The sequence below is a fragment of the Pseudomonas sp. P4_C4 genome, assembly GCF_056402055.1.
The window spans coordinates 1-21,102 of the sequence record NZ_JBFUID010000061.1; the positions used below are offsets into that span (position 1 = coordinate 1).

At 57.5% G+C, this 21,102-nt stretch carries 21 protein-coding genes and 1 pseudogene; 10 read left to right on the top strand and 12 right to left on the bottom strand.

Annotated features, from left to right (window positions below; translation table 11 throughout):
* Positions 1-63: 63 nt before the first annotated feature.
* Positions 64-270, top strand: a complete 207-nt coding sequence (locus AC1DXW_RS25285) for a co-regulatory protein PtrA N-terminal domain-containing protein (RefSeq protein WP_218433307.1) — start codon at positions 64-66, stop codon at positions 268-270.
* Between the two features lie 196 nt (positions 271-466).
* On the opposite strand, the gene AC1DXW_RS25290 is transcribed toward AC1DXW_RS25285, so the two are convergent.
* From AC1DXW_RS25290 to kynU, 3 genes are all read right to left on the bottom strand, one after another.
* Positions 467-1,879: an amino acid permease gene (locus tag AC1DXW_RS25290; RefSeq protein ID WP_477760593.1), complete on the bottom strand. Its 1,413-nt coding sequence runs from the start codon at positions 1,877-1,879 to the stop codon at positions 467-469.
* Between the two features lie 85 nt (positions 1,880-1,964).
* Positions 1,965-3,278, bottom strand: a complete 1,314-nt coding sequence (locus AC1DXW_RS25295; RefSeq protein ID WP_477756606.1) for an OprD family porin — start codon at positions 3,276-3,278, stop codon at positions 1,965-1,967.
* A 102-nt stretch (positions 3,279-3,380) separates the two neighbouring features.
* Positions 3,381-4,631: a kynureninase gene (kynU, locus tag AC1DXW_RS25300; RefSeq protein ID WP_477760594.1), complete on the bottom strand. Its 1,251-nt coding sequence runs from the start codon at positions 4,629-4,631 to the stop codon at positions 3,381-3,383.
* Between the two features lie 376 nt (positions 4,632-5,007).
* Between kynU and AC1DXW_RS25305 the strand changes: the two genes are divergently transcribed.
* Positions 5,008-5,481 carry an Lrp/AsnC family transcriptional regulator gene (locus AC1DXW_RS25305; RefSeq protein ID WP_108218106.1) on the top strand — a complete coding sequence of 158 codons (474 nt, stop codon included), beginning with the start codon at positions 5,008-5,010 and terminating at the stop codon, positions 5,479-5,481.
* A gap of 12 nt (positions 5,482-5,493) precedes the next feature.
* Here the strand turns inward: AC1DXW_RS25305 and AC1DXW_RS25310 are convergent, their stop codons facing one another.
* Positions 5,494-6,507 (bottom strand): AraC family transcriptional regulator, encoded by a 1,014-nt coding sequence (locus tag AC1DXW_RS25310; protein ID WP_477756297.1) that lies wholly within the window; start codon positions 6,505-6,507, stop codon positions 5,494-5,496.
* Positions 6,508-6,881: 374 nt separating this feature from the next.
* On the opposite strand from AC1DXW_RS25310, the gene antA reads away from it, so the two are divergent.
* The 3 genes from antA to antC are packed head-to-tail and all read left to right on the top strand — an operon-like array spanning position 6,882 to position 9,805.
* Entirely contained in the window at positions 6,882-8,273 is a 1,392-nt protein-coding gene (antA, locus tag AC1DXW_RS25315; RefSeq protein ID WP_477760595.1) for an anthranilate 1,2-dioxygenase large subunit, read from the top strand.
* Positions 8,273-8,764, top strand: a complete 492-nt coding sequence (gene antB, locus AC1DXW_RS25320; RefSeq protein ID WP_477760596.1) for an anthranilate 1,2-dioxygenase small subunit — start codon at positions 8,273-8,275, stop codon at positions 8,762-8,764. Before antA ends, antB begins: the two co-directional genes overlap by 1 nt.
* A gap of 18 nt (positions 8,765-8,782) precedes the next feature.
* Positions 8,783-9,805: an anthranilate 1,2-dioxygenase electron transfer component AntC gene (gene antC / locus AC1DXW_RS25325; protein ID WP_477760597.1), complete on the top strand. Its 1,023-nt coding sequence runs from the start codon at positions 8,783-8,785 to the stop codon at positions 9,803-9,805.
* A 96-nt stretch (positions 9,806-9,901) separates the two neighbouring features.
* Here the strand turns inward: antC and kynB are convergent, their stop codons facing one another.
* Positions 9,902-10,555 carry an arylformamidase gene (gene kynB / locus AC1DXW_RS25330; protein ID WP_477755813.1) on the bottom strand — a complete coding sequence of 218 codons (654 nt, stop codon included), beginning with the start codon at positions 10,553-10,555 and terminating at the stop codon, positions 9,902-9,904.
* A 216-nt stretch (positions 10,556-10,771) separates the two neighbouring features.
* Positions 10,772-10,933 (bottom strand): DUF2986 domain-containing protein, encoded by a 162-nt coding sequence (locus AC1DXW_RS25335; protein WP_108218102.1) that lies wholly within the window; start codon positions 10,931-10,933, stop codon positions 10,772-10,774.
* 348 nt (positions 10,934-11,281) lie between these two features.
* On the opposite strand from AC1DXW_RS25335, the gene AC1DXW_RS25340 reads away from it, so the two are divergent.
* A complete protein-coding gene (locus AC1DXW_RS25340) occupies positions 11,282-12,364 on the top strand; it encodes a 2OG-Fe(II) oxygenase (RefSeq protein WP_477755815.1) in 1,083 nt (360 codons plus the stop codon).
* A 207-nt stretch (positions 12,365-12,571) separates the two neighbouring features.
* Here the strand turns inward: AC1DXW_RS25340 and AC1DXW_RS25345 are convergent, their stop codons facing one another.
* Entirely contained in the window at positions 12,572-13,318 is a 747-nt protein-coding gene (locus tag AC1DXW_RS25345) for a hydroxypyruvate isomerase family protein (protein ID WP_477755816.1), read from the bottom strand.
* 379 nt (positions 13,319-13,697) lie between these two features.
* On the opposite strand from AC1DXW_RS25345, the gene AC1DXW_RS25350 reads away from it, so the two are divergent.
* On the top strand, positions 13,698-14,330 hold the full coding sequence (locus tag AC1DXW_RS25350; RefSeq protein WP_477755817.1) for a dihydrofolate reductase family protein: 633 nt from the start codon (positions 13,698-13,700) through the stop codon (positions 14,328-14,330).
* 129 nt (positions 14,331-14,459) lie between these two features.
* Positions 14,460-15,254: a glycosyltransferase family 2 protein gene (locus AC1DXW_RS25355; RefSeq protein WP_477755818.1), complete on the top strand. Its 795-nt coding sequence runs from the start codon at positions 14,460-14,462 to the stop codon at positions 15,252-15,254.
* Positions 15,255-15,339: 85 nt separating this feature from the next.
* Here the strand turns inward: AC1DXW_RS25355 and sorB are convergent, their stop codons facing one another.
* The 3 genes from sorB to AC1DXW_RS25370 form a co-directional block, all read right to left on the bottom strand.
* On the bottom strand, positions 15,340-15,984 hold the full coding sequence (gene sorB, locus AC1DXW_RS25360) for a SorB family sulfite dehydrogenase c-type cytochrome subunit (protein WP_477755819.1): 645 nt from the start codon (positions 15,982-15,984) through the stop codon (positions 15,340-15,342).
* Positions 15,985-15,994: 10 nt separating this feature from the next.
* Entirely contained in the window at positions 15,995-17,236 is a 1,242-nt protein-coding gene (gene sorA, locus AC1DXW_RS25365) for a SorA family sulfite dehydrogenase catalytic subunit (protein ID WP_477755820.1), read from the bottom strand.
* Between the two features lie 448 nt (positions 17,237-17,684).
* A complete protein-coding gene (locus AC1DXW_RS25370) occupies positions 17,685-17,993 on the bottom strand; it encodes a DUF6124 family protein (protein WP_218432835.1) in 309 nt (102 codons plus the stop codon).
* Positions 17,994-18,175: 182 nt separating this feature from the next.
* On the opposite strand from AC1DXW_RS25370, the gene AC1DXW_RS25375 reads away from it, so the two are divergent.
* Complete coding sequence (locus tag AC1DXW_RS25375; protein ID WP_477756279.1) at positions 18,176-18,391, top strand: DUF2188 domain-containing protein; 216 nt, start codon at positions 18,176-18,178, stop codon at positions 18,389-18,391.
* A 13-nt stretch (positions 18,392-18,404) separates the two neighbouring features.
* Positions 18,405-18,572: pseudogene (locus AC1DXW_RS25380) on the top strand (transposase domain-containing protein); the annotation flags it as partial.
* On the opposite strand, the gene AC1DXW_RS25385 reads toward AC1DXW_RS25380, so the two are convergent.
* Together AC1DXW_RS25385 and AC1DXW_RS25390 are read right to left on the bottom strand one after the other, a co-directional pair.
* Positions 18,569-19,777, bottom strand: a complete 1,209-nt coding sequence (locus AC1DXW_RS25385) for an MFS transporter (protein WP_477760598.1) — start codon at positions 19,775-19,777, stop codon at positions 18,569-18,571. The pseudogene AC1DXW_RS25380 and the gene AC1DXW_RS25385 overlap by 4 nt on opposite strands.
* 105 nt (positions 19,778-19,882) lie before the next feature.
* Complete coding sequence (locus tag AC1DXW_RS25390; protein ID WP_477756281.1) at positions 19,883-20,749, bottom strand: LysR family transcriptional regulator; 867 nt, start codon at positions 20,747-20,749, stop codon at positions 19,883-19,885.
* Positions 20,750-21,102 lie beyond the last annotated feature (353 nt).

Sequence of the window (21,102 nt, forward strand, 5' to 3'; positions counted from 1 at the left end):
GTTCAGCGCTAGCCAATGAATCCCGCTTTAACTGTTAATAAAGTCTCACTTGAGGATACCCAAATGAAATCCATGAAAGTTCTCTTCGTAGTCGCCACTCTGACCGCTTCTTCTCTGGCGATGGCCACAGGTGGCGGTGATCGGACCTTCGCACGCATGGAGTCGGCCCGCAAAGTCTCGATGGAAACCTACCAGGTTGCCCAGAAACAGAAGGCTGAAGCCGCTGTTGCTCAAAGCAAAGCCAAGGCGACCGACCGCAGCAATAGCTGATCCGTATAGCGAGTGGGCCGTGCAGGAACAACTGGTCAATCATTCATTCCACGACGAGTTGAGCCAGCCGCTCAGTGCATCGATCCAGCCCAAGGCCATGACCATTCTCAGCCARCTGACCTTTACGACAGGGTCATAACGGCAAGGCAAGCCTTGCAGCTTGAAGAATGCCCGTATCGTGAGATACGGGCATTCTTTATGGGGCCAGTATTTTTCGCTCTTGACGCGTGACCACCCGGGCTTTCCTGAAGAAAATACCGTAGACAATCGACAGCACCAGCAGAAACGGCACACCGAACACCAGGGTCATCTTGAAGGCTTCAGTGAAGTAGGTGGTGATCATCACCGCCCCCATCAGCACCAGCCCCAGCAATGTGCTGTAGGGAAACAGACGCATGCGGAACGACAGTTTGCGGTTGCCATTGCGTTCGTGAAAACGACGGAAACAGAAGTGCGTGAGGAAGATCATGAACCAGGTAAAGATCGCGCCGAACATCGAGATCGCCATCATCAGGGTGAACGAACTTTCCGGGTACAGGATGTTGAGCAACGTCGCCAGGGCGATACCTGAACTGGAGAGCAACAGCGCGTTCAACGGGATCCCGGTCTTGCTCAATACACCCATGGATTTTGGCGCGTAGCCGGCACGGGACAGGCTGAACATCATGCGCGTGGTGATGTACAGCTGACTGTTCATCGCCGACAACGCCGCAATCAGGATCACGAAATTCATCACGCCGGTGGCGCCGGGAATGCCGATGGCTTGCATCACCGTGACGAACGGACTCTGGGCATGGCCAGCCTGGACCCAAGGAACGATTGCCAGCATCAATGCCAGGGTCAGCAGGTAGAACACCACCAGGCGCACGATAGTCCCGCGAAAAGCTTTCTTCACCGCTTGTTCCGGGTCTTTTGCCTCGCCGGCAGCCACCGCGATCATCTCCACGCTCAGGTAGCTGAAGATCGACACGATCACCGCGATCCACATCCCTTGCAGTCCATTGGGGAAGAAGCCGCCGTGAGCGGTGTAATTGTGCACGCCGTAGTCCGGATTGCCGGAACCGAACACCACATACACCGCCAGGATGATGAAGCCGACAATCGCGCCGATCTTGATGGTCGAGAACCAGTATTCGAAAGTGCCGAAGGTCTTCACGCTGATGGCATTGAGCACGATCAGCACGCTGGAGAACGAGACGATCCATATCCACTCCGGCACGTTGGCAAACCAGTACTTCATGTACATCGCCACCGCCGTCACTTCCGTGCCGACCGCCAGCACAATCGCCGCCCAATAGGCATAGCGCACCAGGAACCCGGCCAGCGGGCTGACATAAAATTCGGCATAGRCACCGAACGAACCCGAGGTCGAATGGGCCACGGTCATTTCCGCCAGGCAGCCCATCAGCAGTAGCGTGATAATGGCGCCAATCCCATAGCTGAGCAACACGCTCGGCCCGGCATAACCGATGGCATAGGCGCTGCCCATGAACAGCCCGGTGCCGATTGCACCGCCAATGGCGATCATGCTCATCTGCCCCGACGTCAGCTGACGCCGCAGGCCGTGTTCACGGTTGGATATCGTTTCGAAACCGGAGTTATCGGTCATTTTTATGTCCTCTGGATTTTGTCTTTCTTGAAGAGCACGTCGTGGGTTTAACGGTGGGGATCAGCCACGCACAGCAGGACACGGATCAGAAAATACTCAGTGGATACTCGATGATCACCCGGACTTCGTTGTTGTCCGTGGTGTCGGCACGGGCGACCTGCGCGGTGGAACGTACACTGGCCTGACGCACGCGTATTGACAGATCCCTGGCCTTGCCCGACTGCACGACATAGCGTGCCTCGAGGTCGCGCTCCCAGCGCTTGCCGTCATCGCCGTAACGTCCATAGGCGCCATTGGGTCCGCCGTCGTAATGGCTGTCATCGATGTGGTCACCACTGACGTAACGCGACATGAAGCTCAGGCCCGGCACGCCGAAAGGCGCCATGTCCAGGTCATAACGCAGTTGCCAGGAGCGTTCGTTGGGGGCGTTGAAATCAAGAACCTGAATCGAGTTGGCGAGGAAGATCGACGTGCCTGGCTGCTGGTCGAAGCCCAGGTAATCGAACGGCTCGTCGCCATCGACCCGCTGGTACGCCAGGGTCAACCGATGGGCACCGAATTTGTACGCGGTGGACAGCGACCAGGTGGTGTTGTCGATCTTGCCGGCCAGGCTCTGGCCGCTGTCGTTGGTGCGATAGAGATTGAAATCCAGGTTCAGCGACTGGCCTTCGCCAAGGGCAAAGGTGTAGTTGGTATTGGCGTAGTACTGGCGCCAGATGTCGGTGAACTGCGAACCGTACAGGCTGACACTCAGTTGATCGCTCAGGGCGTAGCTGCCGCCCAGATAATCGACGCTGCGGGTTTCCACGCCGGCGTACAGCGCTTTGAGCGCGCCATTGGCATTGGTCGAATTGCTGTCGTTGCCGGCGGTGAAGTGACCGATGTCCAGTTGCAATGCCTTGAGTTCATTGCTGGTCAACTGAAAGCCGGTGGCAACACTGGTGAACAGTCGCGCATTGCCGGTGCCGAACACCGGGTTGAGCGGTGTCAGGTTGCCGTACTTGAGCTCGGTCTGCGAAATCCGCGCCTTCACCGCACCGCCCGCTTCGGAATACTCATCCTCGGGACGACCATCGGCATCGACCGGCAGCAGACCCGTGCCCGTGCGACCTTTGCCACTGTCGAGCTTGAGGCCCAACTGCGCATAGGCATCGACCCCGAACCCCACCGTTCCCTGGGTGTAGCCGGAGCGGTAATCGAGCATGATCCCGTGGGCCCACTCGTCCCGATAGTTCTGACCGCCCGGGTTGTTGAGGTTGTTGCGGTAGAAATAGAAGTTACGGTTGGTCAGGGTCAGGCTGCTGTCTTCGACAAATCCGTTGTCGGAGGCGGCACAGGCCATTTGGCCAAGGCAACTGGAGATGGCGAGCGGCAAGGCAGGCCAGAGGGACAGTTTCATTCTGCGTGCTCCTTATTATTGTGATTGCAGAACTGGTTATTGCCGGCGGCCGAAGCCCTGCCGCTGGGAAACTCCCGCAGCAGGACAAGGACGCCGCAGAGTTCAGGTCACGCTGTGGCGAACCTGGAATTGCGCTTGCGACCAGGTGTTCCGGTCGAGGATATCGCCGAGGATCTGTACCGCATCCCAGACTTCGGTGAAGGTCGTGTACAGCGGGGTGAAACCGAAACGCATGATGCGTGGCTCGCGGTAATCACCAATCACGCCCCGCTCGATCAGGGCCTGGATCACCGCATAACCTTCGGGGTGTTCGAAGCTGACGTGACTGCCACGTCTGGCGTGCTCACGCGGCGTGATCAACGTCAGATCGTGAGCCGCGCAACGCTGCTCGACCAATTCGATGAACAGGTCAGTCAGCGCCAGGGATTTGCGGCGCAAGCTGACCATGTCGGTCTGGGCAAACACGTCCAGGCCACACTCGACCATCGCCAAAGAGGTAATCGGCTGGGTGCCGCACAGGTAGCGCGCGATGCCGCTGCTCGGCTCGTAATGCGACTCCATGGCGAACTGCCGTGAGTGGCCGAACCAGCCGGACAGTGGCTGCGGCACCAGATCGCACAACTGTGGCGAAACCCAGACAAAGGCCTGCGAGCCCGGCCCGCCATTGAGGTACTTGTAGGTGCAGCCGATGGCGTAATCGGCACCCGCCCGATGCAGGTCGACCGGTACCGCGCCCGCGGAATGGGCCAGGTCCCAGATCGCCAGCGCGCCACATTCGTGAGTCAGCGCGGTCAGGGCCTGCATGTCGTGCATGTAGCCGGTCTTGTAATTGACGTGGGTGAGCATGACCACTGCCGTGTCCTGGTCAATCGCTTGCGGCAACCCTTCAGGACTGTCGACCAGGCGCAGGGTATAACCCTGTTGTAGCATCTGCGCGAGGCCTTCGGCGATGTACAGGTCGGTGGGGAAATTGCTCGATTCACTGACGATCACCCGTCGCTGCGGCGACCTGGTGGCCTGTACGCGCAAAGCGGCGCTCAGCACTTTGAACAGGTTGATCGAAGTGGTATCGGTCACCACGACTTCACCCTCCCCCGCACCGATCAAGCCCGCCAGGCGGTTGCCCAGACGCTCCGACAGCTCGCGCCAGCCTGCGCTGTTCCAGCTGCGGATCAAGCCATTGCCCCACTCCTCGGCGACCACCGCTTGAGCCCGCGCCAAAGCAGCGACCGGCCGCGCGCCCAGGGAGTTGCCATCGAGATAGATAACGCCTTCAGGGAGCGCAAACTGCCGGCGCAGGGGCGCCAGCGTGTCCTGGGTATCAAGCGCCAGACAATCGTTTCTTGTCGTCATTGGGTGTCCTGTTTTTTGTTATGCGGCGCCCTCCGGGCAGGTTGCATCGACCTGCCCGGGCGCCCTGATTCAAGGCAATTCGCCTAATACTGATCAGTTGACACACAAAATCTGTGGGAGCGAGCTTGCTCGCGATGGGGGCCTAATATTCAACATCAATGTTGACTGACCCGCCGCTATCGCGAGCAAGCTCGCTCCCACAAGGATTGCAGTGTTCAAACCCTTGGCTGACCGGCATCAGGCAATTCGCCCGCCTTTCGATGGAGAGATAATGAACTAACCATTGGAGAATTTTCGTGCAAAGTGGGCAGCGCTATAGTAGTTATCTCGCAGAATATTCGAATCAAACCCCAATAAACGCGGATTTATTCAAACCATGAATCTTGACTCGACAGACCTGCGAATCCTGCATCAATTGCAACAGGATGGCCGCATCAGCAATCAGGAATTGGCGGAGAAAGTCGCCTTGTCACCGTCGGCTTGCCTGCGTCGTTTGCGCCTGCTGGAAAGCGAAGGAATCATCACCGGCTATCGCGCGGTGCTGAACGCCGAACGGCTGGGCATTGAACTGGAAGCCATCGTTCATGTGTCGCTGCGACAGGACGTCGAGGACTGGCACGAGACCTTCATCAAGAAGGTTCAGCAGTGGCCGGAAGTGGTCACCGCCTATGTGGTTACCGGGGCAAGCAACTATGTGTTGCGGGTGCAGGCCCGCAACCTCAAACACTTCTCGGATTTCATCGTCAACCACCTCAACCGCACCGCCGGCGTCACCGATATACGTTCGGAAATCGTCCTGCAAAAAATCAAGGAGCGTGAGCAATTGCTGGATCTGGTGGTACGCAAGTAAGGACGCCGACCTTCAAAGCCCGTGCAGGCGCCGGGCTTCGTTGCGCTGCAACGTCATGCTCGGGGTTTCGTCGAACAGCTTGCGGTACTCGGTGGAAAAACGCCCCAGGTGCATGAACCCCCAGCCCATCGCGATCCCGGAAATATTGCGTGCCGAACCGTGCTCAAGAATCTCCTGGCGCACGGCGTTCAAGCGGTACTTTTTCAGGTAGACCATTGGCGACATGGCGAAGTACTTCTTGAACGCATCGAACAACTTGAAGCGCGAAACGCCGGCAGCGGCCTCGATGTCCTCCAGATGCAACGCTTCGCGGGCGTTGTCGTGGATGTACTGTCGAGCCCTGATCAGGTAGTGCGGCAACTTCACGCCCAGCACGTCCCGCAGCGCCTGCGAATAGTTGTTGGGCTGGGCCAGGATCAAGCCTTTGATCAGCGAGCTTTCAATGTCCCGGGTGAAGGCCACCTGTTCGAAGAGTTCGCTGCTGCGCGCAAGCTCGTCGATGAAGTAACGCGCCATGCGCCACCACGACGCCGATGCGCCATCGATCGCATCCATCACCGGCTCGAAGCGCAGCGGCGCGTCCAGAGGCCGTTGCAACATCCCCTCCAGCGCTTCGCTCATCGCGATACGCGTAATCACTACCTGAACCTTGCGACAGTCACCGGAGATCGCCAGCAGCTGGTTTTCATTGGGCGACACGATGACCCCTTGATCGCGGTCGGACCTGAGCACGCTGCCATCCTTGCTCAGCTCCTGTTGGCCCACCAGCGGCAAGCTCAGGCTGTAGCTGCTGAAGTGCTCGGCGTCTTCGATATCGATGGTGACATCGGTGCCGTATTCGATAGTACCCAGGGTGGTGGCCATCGATTTGAACATGTTGGCGTTGTGATGAAAGCGAATCCGTTCGGGGGTCGCGCTCACCAGTCGATGGGGCCCGCAGATACCGGACATCCAGCTTCTGGCGGCCTCCAGGTCATCGCTGTCGACACGAATGTCGCGAAACTGCGGATCCACTTTGCTGCTCATCACGGTGCACTCACAGGCAATATTTTCGGCGCGCTCTGACGGCGCGTACCAGGCGGGAAAGGAGCAACTTCCACGCCATAAATCGTCGGCGCCCACTTAACGGATAGTGATCGGTAACTAAGCGGATAAGACATGGCTGACAAAGCCGCAAAAGCACTCGATCAGCACTCGGCGCATTGCAAAACAGTATCTGATTGGCGCAATCAGGTGCAGCCGTTTATCACCTGGTGCGGGATTTGTGTCATCGCTGCCCAACCAACTGTTACCGCCCCCCCAATTTTACGGACTGCCTTCGCCAACTTATCGGATAGACCGCCACCCGCCCCGCTCCTCTAATGAGCGCACCGATTAGCCCAATAAAAAAGGTGCACACCATGAGTGGCGAAAAAAACGTCGAGCAGTGGAAAGCGTTTATCCAAAGCTGCCTGGATTTCCGCCTGGCAGAGGGCGTATTCCGCATCGCCCGGGACATCTTCACCGAGCCGCAGCTGTTCGATCTGGAGATGGAACTGATCTTCGAAAAGAACTGGATCTACGCCTGCCACGAAAGCGAGCTGGCCAACAACCACGACTTCGTGACTATGCGCGCCGGCCGCCAGCCGATGATCATTACCCGCGACGGTGATGGTCAGCTCAATGCGCTGATCAATGCCTGCCAGCATCGCGGCACGACGCTGACCCGCGTCGGCAAGGGCAATCAGTCGACCTTCACCTGCCCGTTCCATGCCTGGTGCTACAAAAGCGATGGTCGCCTGGTCAAGGTCAAGGCGCCGGGCGAGTACCCGGAAGGCTTCGACAAAGCCACCCGCGGCCTGAAGAAAGCCCGCATCCAGAGCTACAAGGGTTTCGTCTTCATCAGCCTGGATGTGCACGCCGACAACAGCCTGGAAGACTTCCTCGGCGACGCCAAAGTGTTCTTCGACATGATGGTCGCCCAGTCGCCGAGCGGTGAGCTGGAGGTACTGCCCGGCAAGTCGGCCTACACCTACGACGGCAACTGGAAACTGCAGAACGAAAACGGCCTCGATGGTTATCACGTCAGCACGGTCCACTACAACTACGTGGCCACGGTGCAGCACCGCCAGCAGGTCAACAGCGAGAACGGCACCGCCGCCAGCGGCACCCTCGACTACAGCAAGCTCGGCGCCGGTGATGCCAATACCGATGACGGCTGGTTCGCCTTCAACAATGGCCACAGCCTGCTGTTCAGCGACATGCCCAACCCGTCGGTGCGCTCCGGCTACGCGACGATCATGCCGCGCCTGATCGAAGAACACGGCCAGCAAAAGGCCGAGTGGATGATGCATCGCCTGCGTAACCTGAATATCTATCCGAGCCTGTTTTTCCTCGATCAGATCAGCTCGCAATTGCGCATCATCCGCCCGGTGGCATGGAACAAGACCGAAATCGTCAGCCAATGCATCGGCGTCAAGGGCGAGTCCGATGCCGATCGCGAAAACCGCATTCGCCAGTTCGAGGACTTCTTCAACGTCTCGGGCCTGGGCACACCGGATGACCTGGTGGAGTTCCGTGAAGCCCAGCGCGGTTTCCAGGCGCGCCTGGAGCGCTGGAGCGATATTTCCCGCGGCAGTCACCGCTGGGCCACTGGCGCCACGCCCAACAGCGAGGCGATCGGCATTGCCCCGGCCATGACCGGCACCGAATTCACCCACGAAGGGCTTTACGTCAACCAGCACCGCAACTGGCAGCAATTCCTGCTCGATGGCCTGGACGCGAAATCCCTGAAACTCCGTGAGGTGCAATGATGAATGCGCAATTGCAGTACCAGATCGAACAGTTTTTCTATCGCAAATCCGAACTGTGCGACGCTCAGGACTGGGATGCCTACATCCAGCTGTTCGCCGAGCACAGCGAGTTCCACGTGCCGCAATGGGACYCCGAACACGTCTACACCCGCGACCCCAAACGCGAAATGTCGCTGATCTATTACCCCAATCGTTCAGGCCTGGAAGACCGCGTGTTCCGCCTGCGCACCGGCAAGTCCGCGTCCTCGACGCCAATGCCGCGCACCTTGCATCAGATCAACAACGTGCGGATCGGCGAGCTTGCAAACGGCGAGCTGGAGGTGCGGCTGAACTGGCACACGTTGTACTACCGCCTGGCGACATCCGAGCAGTTTTTCGGCCGCGCGACCTATCACCTCACGCCACACGCCGATAGCTGGCTGATCACTCGCAAGCATGTGCTGCTGCTCAACGACACCATCAACTCGGTACTCGATTTCTACCACATCTGAATCCAAGGAGACCGGGGCATGAACCATAAGGTCGCGTTCAGCTTTGCCGACGGCAAAACGCTGTTCTTTCCCGTACAACCCAACGAAATCCTGCTCGACGCCGCCCTGCGCAATGGCATCAACATTCCCCTGGATTGCCGCGAAGGCGTCTGCGGAACCTGCCAGGGGCGTTGCGAGTCGGGCGATTACAGCCAGGACTATGTGGATGAGGAAGCCCTCTCCAGCCAGGACCTGCAACAACGCAAAATGCTCACCTGCCAGACACGGGTCAAATCCGACGCGGCGTTCTATTTCGACTTCGCCTCCAGCCTGTGCAATGCCGCCGGCCCCGACCGACTCACGGCAACGGTCAGCGACGTCAAACAGGTCTCGGCCAGTACCGCGATCCTGCATCTGGATCTGGGTCAGGTCGGGCAATCACTGGATTTCCTGCCGGGACAATACGCCCGGTTGCGGATCCCGGGCACCGAGAACAAGCGCTCTTATTCGTTCGCCAATCGGCCGAGCGCCAGCAATCAGCTGCAGTTTCTGATTCGCCTGCTTCCCAACGGGGTAATGAGCAACTACATCCGCGAACGCTGTCAGGTGGGCGACCAAATCGTTCTGGAGGCACCGCTGGGGGCTTTTTATCTGCGACACGTCGCCAGGCCGCTGATCCTGGTGGCCGGTGGCACCGGTCTTTCTGCATCGCTGGGCATGCTCGACGAGCTCGCCGAACGCGGCTGCGAGCAACCCGTGCATTTGTACTACGGTGTGCGCGATGCAACCGACCTGTGCGAGCAGGCGCGCATCCACGCGTATGCGCAACGCATCCCGGGGTTGCGCTACACCGAGGTGGTCAGCGAGCCGTCACCGCACTGGACCGGCAAGCGCGGCTACATTGCCGAGCACTTCGACGCCGCTGAACTGCGCGATGGCGAGGTTGATATGTACGTCTGCGGGCCACCGCCGATGGTTGAGTCGATCAAAACCTGGTTACAGGCCCAGGCACTGGACAGCGTGCACCTGTACTACGAAAAATTCACCGAGAGTAATGCCTGACATCGCTCACCCGAATGGGGCGCCGGAACCGGGCGCCGGAACCGGGAGCCAGGTTGGTGCCCGGCTCCGGCGTCCACTTCGGATCTGTTGAATGGGTTACCCGCGTTGCGACGTACTCAGCGGCCGCAGAATCGCCCTGACCGGACTGGCGTCCAGATGAGCAAAGCGCAGCGGCAAGGCGATCAATTCATAATCGCCTTCCGGGACATCGTCCAGCACGATGCCTTCAAGAATCGCCATGTGATGGCGGGCCACGGCACCGTGTGAATCCATGGTCCTGGATTGCTGGGGGTCCAGTGACGGCGTATCGATGCCAATCAACCGCACACCAAGGCTCGCCAGCAAGTCGATGGTTTCCCTGGCAACGGCCGTGAACCCTGAATCCCAGGCTGTCAGCGGCGCTTGTCGATAGGTGCGCAGCAGCACGCGCTCGGGCACGTCGTGCAAACGTCCTTGCAATTGCCCGGGCTGCACCAGTTCGCCGCTGTCCAGACAATGCAAAACGCGGCAAGGCCCGATATAGACGTCCAACGCCACATCGCCAATCGGCGCACCATCAGCGCTGTAATGCAGCGGTGCATCGACGTGGGCGCCGGTATGCGGCGACAGGGTGATGCGTCCGACATTCACCGGACACTCGGGACCGTAGGTCCAGACGCGTTCCTCCTGGAACGGCGTGTCACCCGGCCAGGTCGGCGTTTCGGTACTCAAGGGTGGACTGATGTCCCACAACGTTGTTTTTTTTGTCATCGCAATGCTCACCGGATTTACCGAGTGAAATGATACGAGCGACAGCGGTGAAGATTCGTGCAAAAACCTTGGGTAACCGTGTGGGCTTTCGCACAAACCGCCGTGGATGAGCGGGATTGCGGCAGGAAATTTCAACGCGTGTCGCTTTCACAAAGTTCGGTGCAGGGCTCTCTCAAACGCCATACCCGCCCTTCTTGTGGCGAACGACGATATGGATCAGCTCTCAGCGCAAATGCTGGAGTCCTGACTGGACTCAGCAGCCAGTTTCAATCGGTCCGCTTTACTGATGTATTTTGACTTGCTTTTCGGTGCCAATTTGGCACTGGCTTTTTTGGCGTTAGCCTTTAACAACTGGTTTATTTTTTTACGACGGTTCATGTTTTCCTACTCCTTTTGCAAGTGCTTGAATGATATCAGCTTAAAGTATCGGGTCAGATCCCTGTGGTGCGCACTTGGTGCATAACGCTGGAAACAGGCGGTGAATCGCCCCTGGATACCAGTCATGAAGGAGCAATCGCGATCTGCGCTCTGGGCAGCTTCGACAAGACTGAACTAGTTTTACCTGCAAGCTTCGAGTGCCTGGCGCTTTTCCCGCATCGGCATCGTAGTGATGCGGTACCGTAAGCCCATTTGTAAGCGGTACCTTTGGGGAAGAAGCAGTGCTCGGCGTGAGTCTCCTGACTTTATTCCTGATAGCGATCCACTGCCTGCCGGCAAGGAGTTGTGATGCGCGCTACAGCGTTTTCAGTCGGTGGACCCGCCCCTTGGTTCCATTGCCGCACTCAACAAAGAGAGCGCTTTTGTTTCGACACCATTGGCGGTCGGTATGTAGTGCTTTGTTTTTTTGGTTCTGCGGCTGATCCTGCATCAATTAAAGTTCTGGAGGGTGTTCGGGCCCATCGCCAGCGGTTCAATGACGATCACGTCTGCTTCTTTGGTGTTTCCGTAGATCCCGAGGATGAAAAGCTGAAGCGGGTAGAAAGTGCGATACCTGGCATGCGCTTCATCTGGGACTTCGATCGGTCAGTCAGTCAGCTCTACGGTACATTGCAGCCAGACGGCAGCATCAGGCAAATGACCTGCGTGCTGGATCCTGCGCTGCGTTTCCTGGCCATCATCCCGATAGAGGCACCGGTTGATAACCATATACCCTCGTTAATGCGCTTTCTGGATAGATTACCCGCACTGGCTGCGCCACATGCCGCCACACCACACGCCCCTGTCCTGGTGATTCCCCGTATATTTGAGCCCAAGCTGTGTAAAGCACTAATACGTTATTACGACGAACGTGGCGGAGAGGAATCCGGGTTTATGATGGAGCAGTCGGGTAAAACCGTCTACATCACCGACCATGGCCACAAGCAACGTCGTGACTGCGTTATTGAAGACAAGGCTCTATCCAAAGCATGCTCGCTGCGTATAGCCGACCGTTTGCTTCCAGAGCTACACAAAGCGTTCCAGTTCAATGCCACTCGAATGGAGCGCTATCTGGTGGCCTGCTACAACAGCGATGAAGGCGGGCATTTCCGGCCCCATAGGGATAACACCACGAAGGGTACAGCGCATCGCCGTTTTGCCGTTTCCCTGTTTCTTAATTCCGGAGAGTACGAAGGCGGTTTTCTGCATTTTCCAGAGTTTGGAAAAGCGCTTTACAGCGCTCCAACAGGAGGGGCTGTGGTGTTTTCGTGTTCACTTTTGCACGAAGCCACGCCTGTAACCCAAGGTCGCCGCTATATGTTTCTCCCGTTTCTATACGATGATGCCGCTCGCGTCATTCGAGAAGAGAATCTCCCATTTATTGGAAGCTGACTCGTGTGCAACACAACTCAGCTGTCATTACAGACGGCCTTGAATGCCAGCTCGTTGTCAGTGCAGTCGGTACATCGAGGGCGACCCGAGTATCGATCCGGAATTTGAGCGAAACCGGGGCGATGCATCAGGCAGAAATCGGCCATCAAGCGCCTTTCAAATCTCTCCACCTGAGGAGTGCATCAGGGTAACGGGTGCCCGCAAGTGCTAAGCACTTAGCTGCTTGATCCAGTCCAGGCTCGCAACGGTAGAGCCGCAAGGACGGTATTCACACCCGATCCATCCTGGGTAGCCACGCTGCTCCAGCGCTGCGAACAAGGCAGCAAAGTCGATGCTCCCCGTTCCCGGTTCGTGACGACCCGGACAGTCAGCAATTTGCACATGGACGGTTCGGTCATAAAATCGAGCCAGAACATCTGCTGCGTCTGCGGTCAAAAGCTGGGCATGGTAAAGATCGAGAATCAGCCCGACACTCGGGAAGGTCTCCAGCACCTGTTGCGCTCTGCTGAAGTCAGACATGTAATAGCCCGGCATCTCCTTCGAACTGATCACTTCGATAAGGGGCCGCAACCCCTGATCTTCGAAGTACTTGACTGCATACGCAAGGTTGCTCCCGAAGATAAGCGCAGCCTCATCCTGCGTCGTAACTCCAGACATGATGTGGACATCCGAACAAGCCAGCACCTTTGCATAACGGGCGGCCTGGACCAGGCCAGCGCGAAACTCTTCTTCCTTGCCTTGCAGGGCTGCAATGCCTTTGGTGACGCCCGCCGGTGCGGCGAACTGAATCAGAGGAAGAGCGTATTGAGCCAAGTGGTCGGCCAGGAGACTGGCGTCGAATTCATAGGGCGACGGAAACTCCACCGCCCGAAATCCAGCGGCGGCGGCTTCGATGCGTTGCAGAAAAGGCAATTCATTGAATTGAAAACCGAGATGAGCATTGAACTTGAGCATTGGGTAAACATCCATCCTGGGAAGAAACGAAAAGCCTGGAACATCCTTTGTGGCTCCGACACTACACTATCGTAAGTGGTCCATACAGACAGACCAGAGCGAGCCAGTGCCTACCCTGCGTCGCTCATCATCGAAAACCGGGCGAAACAAATCAGATCGCAGATCTTCGACTGACTGGCTACCGCATTACATCGTGCGTCCACCAGCGGCCACTGGAAAACAGGGGCTTATCGCGATGCATTCCCACGAGAAATAGAAAACCGCGCAGCTTGTTGTCGATTTCACAGCGTCCGGTTCGACTATCTATCAGGGAATGGTCCCAAGGGATCGCAGATTTCCCTGCCTGAACTTTTTCATCCGGATGAATCAGGAGAAGAACATGCGCACACTCACCGTTGCCGCGTTCGTGAGTCTGGACGGCGTCATGCAAGCGCCCGGCGGGCCTGAAGAGGACACCAGTGGTGGATTCCGCTTCGGTGGCTGGATCGTCCCCTACGCCGACAAAACCACCGGTCAGGCCGTACAGGACCTGTTCTCCCAGCCGTTCGAGTTGCTGCTGGGACGTCGTACCTACGACATCTTCGCCGCCTATTGGCCACACATTCAGGCCGACTCCACTCACCACACCATTGCTGATCTATTCAACGGCGTACCCAAGCACGTGGCCACCCATCGCGCCGATTCGCTGGCCTGGCAGAACAGTCATGCGCTGCAGGGCAACCTGGTCGACGCGATCAGCGCGCTCAAGCGCCAGGACGGTCCTCAGCTACTGACCCAAGGCAGCGGCGAACTGGTGCGCCAACTGCTTGCCGCCGGCCTGGTGGACGAGTTGCGGCTGATGATTCATCCCATCCTGCTGGGGCGCGGCAAGCATTTGTTCGACGACAATGCACAAGCGTCGGCCTTCACCTTGCTGAACTCGATCAGCTCGCCCGGGGGCGTGCTGATCGCCCGTTACATCCGCAGTGGCGAGGTGCGCACTGGCACATTCGAGGGCGTCAGGCAGCGATAGCCTGCGCCCCTGGCAAGCGGCTCAAAACCCTGTGCCCGCCTCGACACCAACGGCCCAGGTGAAATTAAGCCTGGGCTAAGGTTGCCTCTGTTAGTCTTCGACGCTTTTAAGTCGTCGAGCATTTCGAAGATGGGTAGTGTCGATACAAACGCCAAGCCACCGTTCAGCATCGTTCTGGTTAATTACAAAACCCTTGATTTGACCAGGATCTGCCTGGACCTGTTGCGCGAGCCTGTACGCAAAGCCGCAATCCCGGTCTGGGTGGTGGATAACGGTTCGGCGGACGCCAGCGTCGAGTATTTGCGCTCACTCGACTGGATCAATCTGGTCGAACGGGATGCCCCCACCAAAGAGCCGGGCCACATCGCCCATGGCAAGGCGCTGGACATGGCACTGACCAGGGTTGATACCGACTATCTGTTCCTGATGCACACCGACACGTTTGTCTTCGATGCAAACGTCTTCGCGATGATGATGGACCACTGCACAAAAGATCGAAACGTCGCAGCGGTCGGTTGCACGGAACAACTCAACCGCGGACTGCCAAGGACCGTGTGGCGCTTCACTTCACGCCTGCTCAAGCACCATTACCGGCGCCTCAAGCAATCGCTCGGCCTGCGATCAAAAGAGCCAAAACCCTACAGAGAAACTTACTTGAAAAGCTTTTGCACGCTATGGAATTGCAGGCTGATGAAGCAGCAGGGTCTGCATTTTCAGATCGACGACCGTGTGCCCGGTTATGAGTTGCAAGACCGGGTGATCGGGCTTGGCTACAAGGTCGTGTTTCTGTCGCCCGGCAAAATCTTCAAGTACCTGGACCACGTCCAGGCCGGCACCGTTGCCGCTGCTGGCGGTTATGGCCAGGATCATCGACGGACCAAGATGTACCAGGCCATTCTAAAGCGCTTCAGTGCAACCAACTAGATGTCTTGAACAAACCTGCGCCCCCAAAAAAGCCCACTGACCGTTGTCGGTTCAGTGGGCTTTTTCGCATCAGGCTAACGCTGATTCACTGCTTCATGATGTACGTCGCCAGGCTCTTCAGGTCGTCCGAACTCAACTGCGCGAACGGTGGCATGGGCACATCCCCCCACTTGCCGCTACCGCCGTGCTGAATGCTCGACATTACCCGGGCCAGTGCCTGCGGGTCATTGGCATACTTGACCGCCACATCGCGATAGGCCGGGCCGACGACCTTGTGGTCGACCGCGTGACAGGACAGGCAGGCGTTGTCCTGGAGCAAGGCCGAGGCGACTTTCGCTACCGACACCGTCGGTGGCTGATCCGTCGGCGGGTTCGAGGCCGCCTGAACATCGGCATCGCTCGCCTGGGCACTGCCGTAGGTCACTGCCAGATAGGCGCCGATCACCTTCACCTCCTGGTCGCTGATCGGCGCACCGTACACCTGCTGCATCTTGCCTGCTTCAGCAGTCCATTGCGCCAGGCTCATGCCAGGCGGCTGGAAGTTGATGTAATCGGCCGAATGGCAGATCGAACACTTCTGCTGCGCCAATGGGTAGCCCGGCAACGTACTGGGCTTGAGCGCCGCCGTTTCGGGCGGCAAGGTGATCGACAGTGGCGCTGCACCCGCCATGCTGGCCAGACCAACCTGAACCGCGCACAGCACGGTGCTCATGAGTTTCACAAGTTTCATGCAGTCCTCCTCAGGCGACGGTCACGTGGCTGGTTTCGACGACGTGGCGGCGGTAGCCACCGGGGTTCCAGTCCGCCTGCAGCGGCTGAGTCTCGCCCGCACTGTTGCTGGCCCGTACCATCAACTGCGTGGCGCCCTTGCTGGTAAAGGTGATCGGCAGTGTCCACTCACGGAAGGAGAAACGGCCAAGGTCCTGCCCAAGCGCAGCTTCGCGCCAGATTTTTCCGCCGTCGATCGACACCTCCACCTTGTTGACCCCAACGCCACCGTCGAACGCGATGCCCTTGAGCACCACGCTTTTGTTCAGCGGCAATACATCGCCGTGTTTAACGCTGGTGATGAAACTGCGCACCGGCAGCCTGGAAATCGGCCGGGTTTTCGCCGCCGTGGTGCCGGGGGCAATGCAGAAGCAATCGTTATCCGGAACCCGGTACGCCTTGGCCATGAAGAAACCGTCATAGGTATGGTCGATGACCTCGATCTCACTCAGGTGCTTGACCCAATACGTGCCGAAATAGCCCGGCACCACCAGACGAATCGGGTAACCGTTGAGAAATGGCAGGTCGGTGCCATTCATCGACCAGGCAATCATCGGCTCGCCGTCCATGGCATGGCTGATGTCCAGCGCCTTGATGAACTCCGGCGTGCTCGGCAGCACGGGTTTGTCGAGCCCACGGAAAGTCACTTGCGCGGCACCGGCTTTCACACCGGCCTTTTCCAATACCGCCTTGAGCGGCACCCCCACCCACCGCGCATTGCCCATCGAGCCATTGCCCAACTGGGCGCCAAACACCCGCGGCATCGAGAAGCCACGGCTGTTACCCGAACATTGATTGACGGCCACCACTTCCACCGGTTCGGCGAGGGCCTTGAGCTCGGCAAGAGATAGCGACAGCGGCGTATCGACCGAACCCTTGATCGTCAGGCGGTAGCTGTCGGGATCGATGCTGGTCGGGAAATTGGCCAGGTGATAACGCACGAAAAAGGCGTCATTGGGCGTGATCGGCCCTTCGTTGAACACCGGGAACGGCGTCTCCAGGTGCGGCGGTCGAGTGGTCACCAGGGTCAACGGGCGTTTTTGCGGGTATTGCACCAACGGTCGTGGGCCAGCGGCAAAGGTCACTTCTTCAGCGTTTTCGTCTGCTGCCTTGGCGAGGTTTGCCAACGGCGAGGCCGCCAAAGCCAAAGTGAATGCATCGCGTAAAACCCGCCGGCGGCTCGGCTGGTTGCTGTCTACGAAACTGAACTTCATTCTGCGCTCTCTCTGATTGTTTTATTGAGATGCAACTGACAGTCCCCCATCAGAGTAGTGAGGCAGGACTTCATGTGCCAATGCGGTTTCGCTTTACGGTTCGAGGTCGGTAAACAAACCAGTATCGTCACGTGCAAGCGGGTTGCTTCACATTAAGCGTCAGTGACTTGGCAATTGATGACAGGGGCTGCCGAAGCGTGCGGCATAGAGAGCAATGCTGTTCAGTTAAGCGAATGTGGTCCTCTGTAGGAGCGAGCTTGCTCGCGATGGACGTCAACGATGACGCTGCAAACCTGATACCCCGCGGGGTTCTCAGGTTCATCGCGAGCAAGCTCGCTCCTACAGGTATCGGTGTTCCCCGGGATTGCGTGAAAAACCCAAAAAAAGCCCACTGACCGTCGCCGGTTCAGTGGGCTTTTTCACATCAGGCTAAAACCGCCCTCGCCTGCTACTGCGGATCTACCTGATCCAGCACGCGGTTCACCGATAGTTCCGCCAAGGCAATCATCTGTTGAACCCCCAGTGCCAAATTGCATTTTGGGCCGGAGAGGATAAACGCCAGTTCACTGGCCATGACACTGGCCGAGGCAAGGGTTTCACAGGCGTGAACCAGGAGAGTTTCGTTGTTGACGTTGGGGGCGATGGTGAAGATGGGGTTGGGACGGCGGTCGGCCCCGGCCGGTTTGCGGGACACGAACTCAGGATCGAACTCTGACGAGTTTGGGGTTGCTGATGAATCAGCGTTTTCGTTGAGCATTTGGAACTCCAATGGATTGGGCTCCTATGAAAATCGGGCTACCACACCCGTTCGCTGAATTGGCAGCGACGGGCGAAGGTTAGCGAGGTGGGTTGTGAAGTGCAAGCCCCATGGGGTATGGAAAAACTTGAGACTAATTACCGCTTTCAAACCAACAAAAAAGTCATCAAAAGCTGGGCGGAATGCTGCATATATACAGTGGTGGTCAGCGTTCATCTGGTCACTTCGATACCAAAAAAGATGCCGTAAACCGAGCTTGTGAGATCAGCAAAAACCAAGAAACTGAGTTAGTGATACACAATAAAGATGGAAAACTGGAAGCAAAGATGGTCATGAAAATGATCCATCTCCACCTAAAGGCCAATTATCGTAACCGTCCGGGCAACACACCTTCCTGATGCCATCGCTCAAGGCTCGTTACGCAGTGGGAAGCGTGCGGCGGCGATCATGAGTTTGATCCAGTCGGTCCGACTCAACGGGCACGATCCATACACCAATCTGAAAGACGTCCTCAGGCGCTTGCCAACCCAGCGCACCAGTCAGATTATCGATTTGCTGCCACATAAGTGGGCTCGTTAGGCCTCGCCGTGTGTACGAGTTTGACTTTGCTTAGGGACGTGCCTCCAAAGCTGCGTGAGCGCCAAAGAAGCAAGACTCGCGATAATGAGCGCAAGTGAGCTTATTCCAATGCTCAACCCCCAAAAGTCGATCAAGTAACCTGTTAACACCGGGATCGCCCCAGCAGGCACATACCCTCCCATGTTGAACACTGCGTTGGCTTCGGCTCTGCGCTGCGCAGGCACGCGGTCAGCAATAAGGGTCAGTCCACCTAACTGGCCCAAGCCTTGACCGGCGCCTGCCAACAGAGCGGAAACGATCAGCCATGGAGCGGAACCGGTTTCCAGCGCGATCCACACGAAAATCATTGAGAAGACAGTACCGATCCCGCTAAGCGAAAACACGGTACGGCTGCTGTATCGCTTCGCCGCAAACTGCACACCCACGGCGACGAGGAACATTGAAAAGGCCATACAACCCGTGACAAGGGGACTATTCACGCCTAGAAAAGTCGCTATCAGCTTGGGGCCGAGCGACAGGATGAATGATGTCGAAGTTATTCCAGGGCCGAAGAACGCTATCCCCAATAGCACGATGCCGAGGTTTTCCTTAGCGACGGTGGGCAAGCGCGCTTTAAACGTACCGCCCCCAAGCTTTTGGTTTTTTTGATTGAGTAGCGCTAGGAGCGCCACGCACAAAATCGCGATTTCCACTCGGAAGACTGTGTGGATCGGGTTCGGAAGATATTGCGCAACGACCCSTGCCAATAGCGGCCCCGTGCCCGCTCCGGCCACCATCGCGACAGATGCCATTAGCGAAGCAAAATGCTTGCGATGAGGCTGAGCATGCTCGACGACATTCGCCATACCCCCAGATACAACGAGGCCCACCGAAACGCCGGTGAGGAAGCGTGCGAGCATCAAGACGCCGATGCTGTGCGCTTGATCGAACAGAATCGCTGCAATGATAGCCAGCCCCACACAGGGTAGAAGCAAGGCTTTGCGCCCGTAGTGGTCGGACAGCTGCCCAGCGACGGTGAGAGTTAGAAGAAGACCAATGATGTAGCAGGCAAAAATTACGGTTAGCACCCCCGACGCGAAGCCGAGGGACTGCTGCCAAAAGCTGTAGAGTGGCGTAGCGGCATTTGAAAGTATAAAAATCGCGGTCACGATCCAAGCTGTACGGTACACAGCCATTGAGCTTTTTATGGGATGGGAACTGCTCATTGGTGAAGGGCCTCTCAGTGGGCAGGAATTCAATTCGGAGCCCAGAGTAGAGGTATGTTTCGTGATGGCCCATTCATCAAAATCACAAACCAGATGTGAAAAAATTCACAGTTCCTGTGCCTGCACTAATCCCTCCATGAGGAAATCAAGCACTGCCCGGATTTTTAGAGAGCTGCGTAAATCTTCATGAAACGCGAGCCAGATGGGTAGTTCCAGCGGTGTGTGATCCATATCAACCCTTGCCAGCCCATATTCTTTGCCTAAAAAATCCGGAAGGAAAACTATGCCAGCATTGCCTACGGCAGCTAATGCCTGGATGCGCAGGTCGTTGCTGGTGACGGAAAGCGGTCTTCCTTCCAGCCGATCCAGGAGCCATTGCTGCTGTACCGAATCCTCCATGCTACGGTCGTAGCCTATGAACTCGAACTCTTCAGGTTCACGTTGACTAATGTAGTCCTCGCTAGCATGAGGGTAAAAACGCAATGAGCCGAGACTTTTGGCGACGACACTCTGTTCATCCGGCCTGCTGAAGGTAATGGCAATATCGGTTTCTTTCCTTGCCAACGACGCAGTGGACTTGGCTCCGACGAGCGTCAGCTGCAACCGGGGATAACGCTCGCGCAATACCCCAAGTCGCCGAGCTACCAACGTTCCGAGGTATGCAGGAGGCGCAGACAAGATCACCGCACCCTCAATACGGTTTTCTCCCCCGTCAGCGAATCGCCTGAGCGCAAGTGACGCAGACTCCATCTGCGCTGCATATTCACCTACCCTCACACCATCCTCGGTCAGTTGGTAGACACGGCCCCTACGATCTACCAGCTTCATGTCCAAAGAGGCTTCAAGGGCAGCTATTCGGCGAGCCACAGTCGCGTGCTCCACCCCCAGCGAGCGAGCCGCAGCGGCTAAGGAGCCCTCATGAACAAAGGCAAAGAAAAAACGGAGGCTGTCCCAGTCAAGCATATTGGTCATCAGGGTGTGGTTAGGAGTGGATTTACAGCGAGCGAAAAGCGTAGCTTACCGATAAATCAGGTGGCGCTGCCGCATATAGCCTGGACTTAATTTCGTCCCCATGTTCTCCGCCCCAAGAACCGCTTGGTGATTACAGCGATCACGACGGGCATGGAATATTTAGTCCCCCCGGGGTCTGTAGAGCAATGGGCAAAATCGCGGGTGATATCAGGGGGCCCTTATCCTTCCATCGGCGCTCCGACTTCGACTCCACTGCTCACTCCACGCACTTCCATTTGCACCTAACGCATCGCTTCCAGCATCCCCGACGCGGCTGGGTTAGGATTCTAGCCCGGTGCAGGTCAGTTTCGTTG

Coding starts and splice junctions, on each gene's coding strand:
- AC1DXW_RS25340 (WP_477755815.1), top strand. CDS start 11,282: ATGCGCGCTACAGCGTTTTCAGTCGGTGGACCCGCCCCTTGGTTCCAT.
- sorB (WP_477755819.1), bottom strand. CDS start 15,984: ATGAAACTTGTGAAACTCATGAGCACCGTGCTGTGCGCGGTTCAGGTT.
- antA (WP_477760595.1), top strand. CDS start 6,882: ATGAGTGGCGAAAAAAACGTCGAGCAGTGGAAAGCGTTTATCCAAAGC.
- antC (WP_477760597.1), top strand. CDS start 8,783: ATGAACCATAAGGTCGCGTTCAGCTTTGCCGACGGCAAAACGCTGTTC.
- sorA (WP_477755820.1), bottom strand. CDS start 17,236: ATGAAGTTCAGTTTCGTAGACAGCAACCAGCCGAGCCGCCGGCGGGTT.
- AC1DXW_RS25355 (WP_477755818.1), top strand. CDS start 14,460: ATGGGTAGTGTCGATACAAACGCCAAGCCACCGTTCAGCATCGTTCTG.
- AC1DXW_RS25305 (WP_108218106.1), top strand. CDS start 5,008: ATGAATCTTGACTCGACAGACCTGCGAATCCTGCATCAATTGCAACAG.
- AC1DXW_RS25370 (WP_218432835.1), bottom strand. CDS start 17,993: ATGCTCAACGAAAACGCTGATTCATCAGCAACCCCAAACTCGTCAGAG.
- kynB (WP_477755813.1), bottom strand. CDS start 10,555: ATGACAAAAAAAACAACGTTGTGGGACATCAGTCCACCCTTGAGTACC.
- AC1DXW_RS25345 (WP_477755816.1), bottom strand. CDS start 13,318: ATGCTCAAGTTCAATGCTCATCTCGGTTTTCAATTCAATGAATTGCCT.
- AC1DXW_RS25375 (WP_477756279.1), top strand. CDS start 18,176: ATGCTGCATATATACAGTGGTGGTCAGCGTTCATCTGGTCACTTCGAT.
- AC1DXW_RS25285 (WP_218433307.1), top strand. CDS start 64: ATGAAATCCATGAAAGTTCTCTTCGTAGTCGCCACTCTGACCGCTTCT.
- AC1DXW_RS25350 (WP_477755817.1), top strand. CDS start 13,698: ATGCGCACACTCACCGTTGCCGCGTTCGTGAGTCTGGACGGCGTCATG.
- AC1DXW_RS25335 (WP_108218102.1), bottom strand. CDS start 10,933: ATGAACCGTCGTAAAAAAATAAACCAGTTGTTAAAGGCTAACGCCAAA.
- kynU (WP_477760594.1), bottom strand. CDS start 4,631: ATGACGACAAGAAACGATTGTCTGGCGCTTGATACCCAGGACACGCTG.
- AC1DXW_RS25310 (WP_477756297.1), bottom strand. CDS start 6,507: ATGAGCAGCAAAGTGGATCCGCAGTTTCGCGACATTCGTGTCGACAGC.
- AC1DXW_RS25295 (WP_477756606.1), bottom strand. CDS start 3,278: ATGAAACTGTCCCTCTGGCCTGCCTTGCCGCTCGCCATCTCCAGTTGC.
- AC1DXW_RS25390 (WP_477756281.1), bottom strand. CDS start 20,749: ATGACCAATATGCTTGACTGGGACAGCCTCCGTTTTTTCTTTGCCTTT.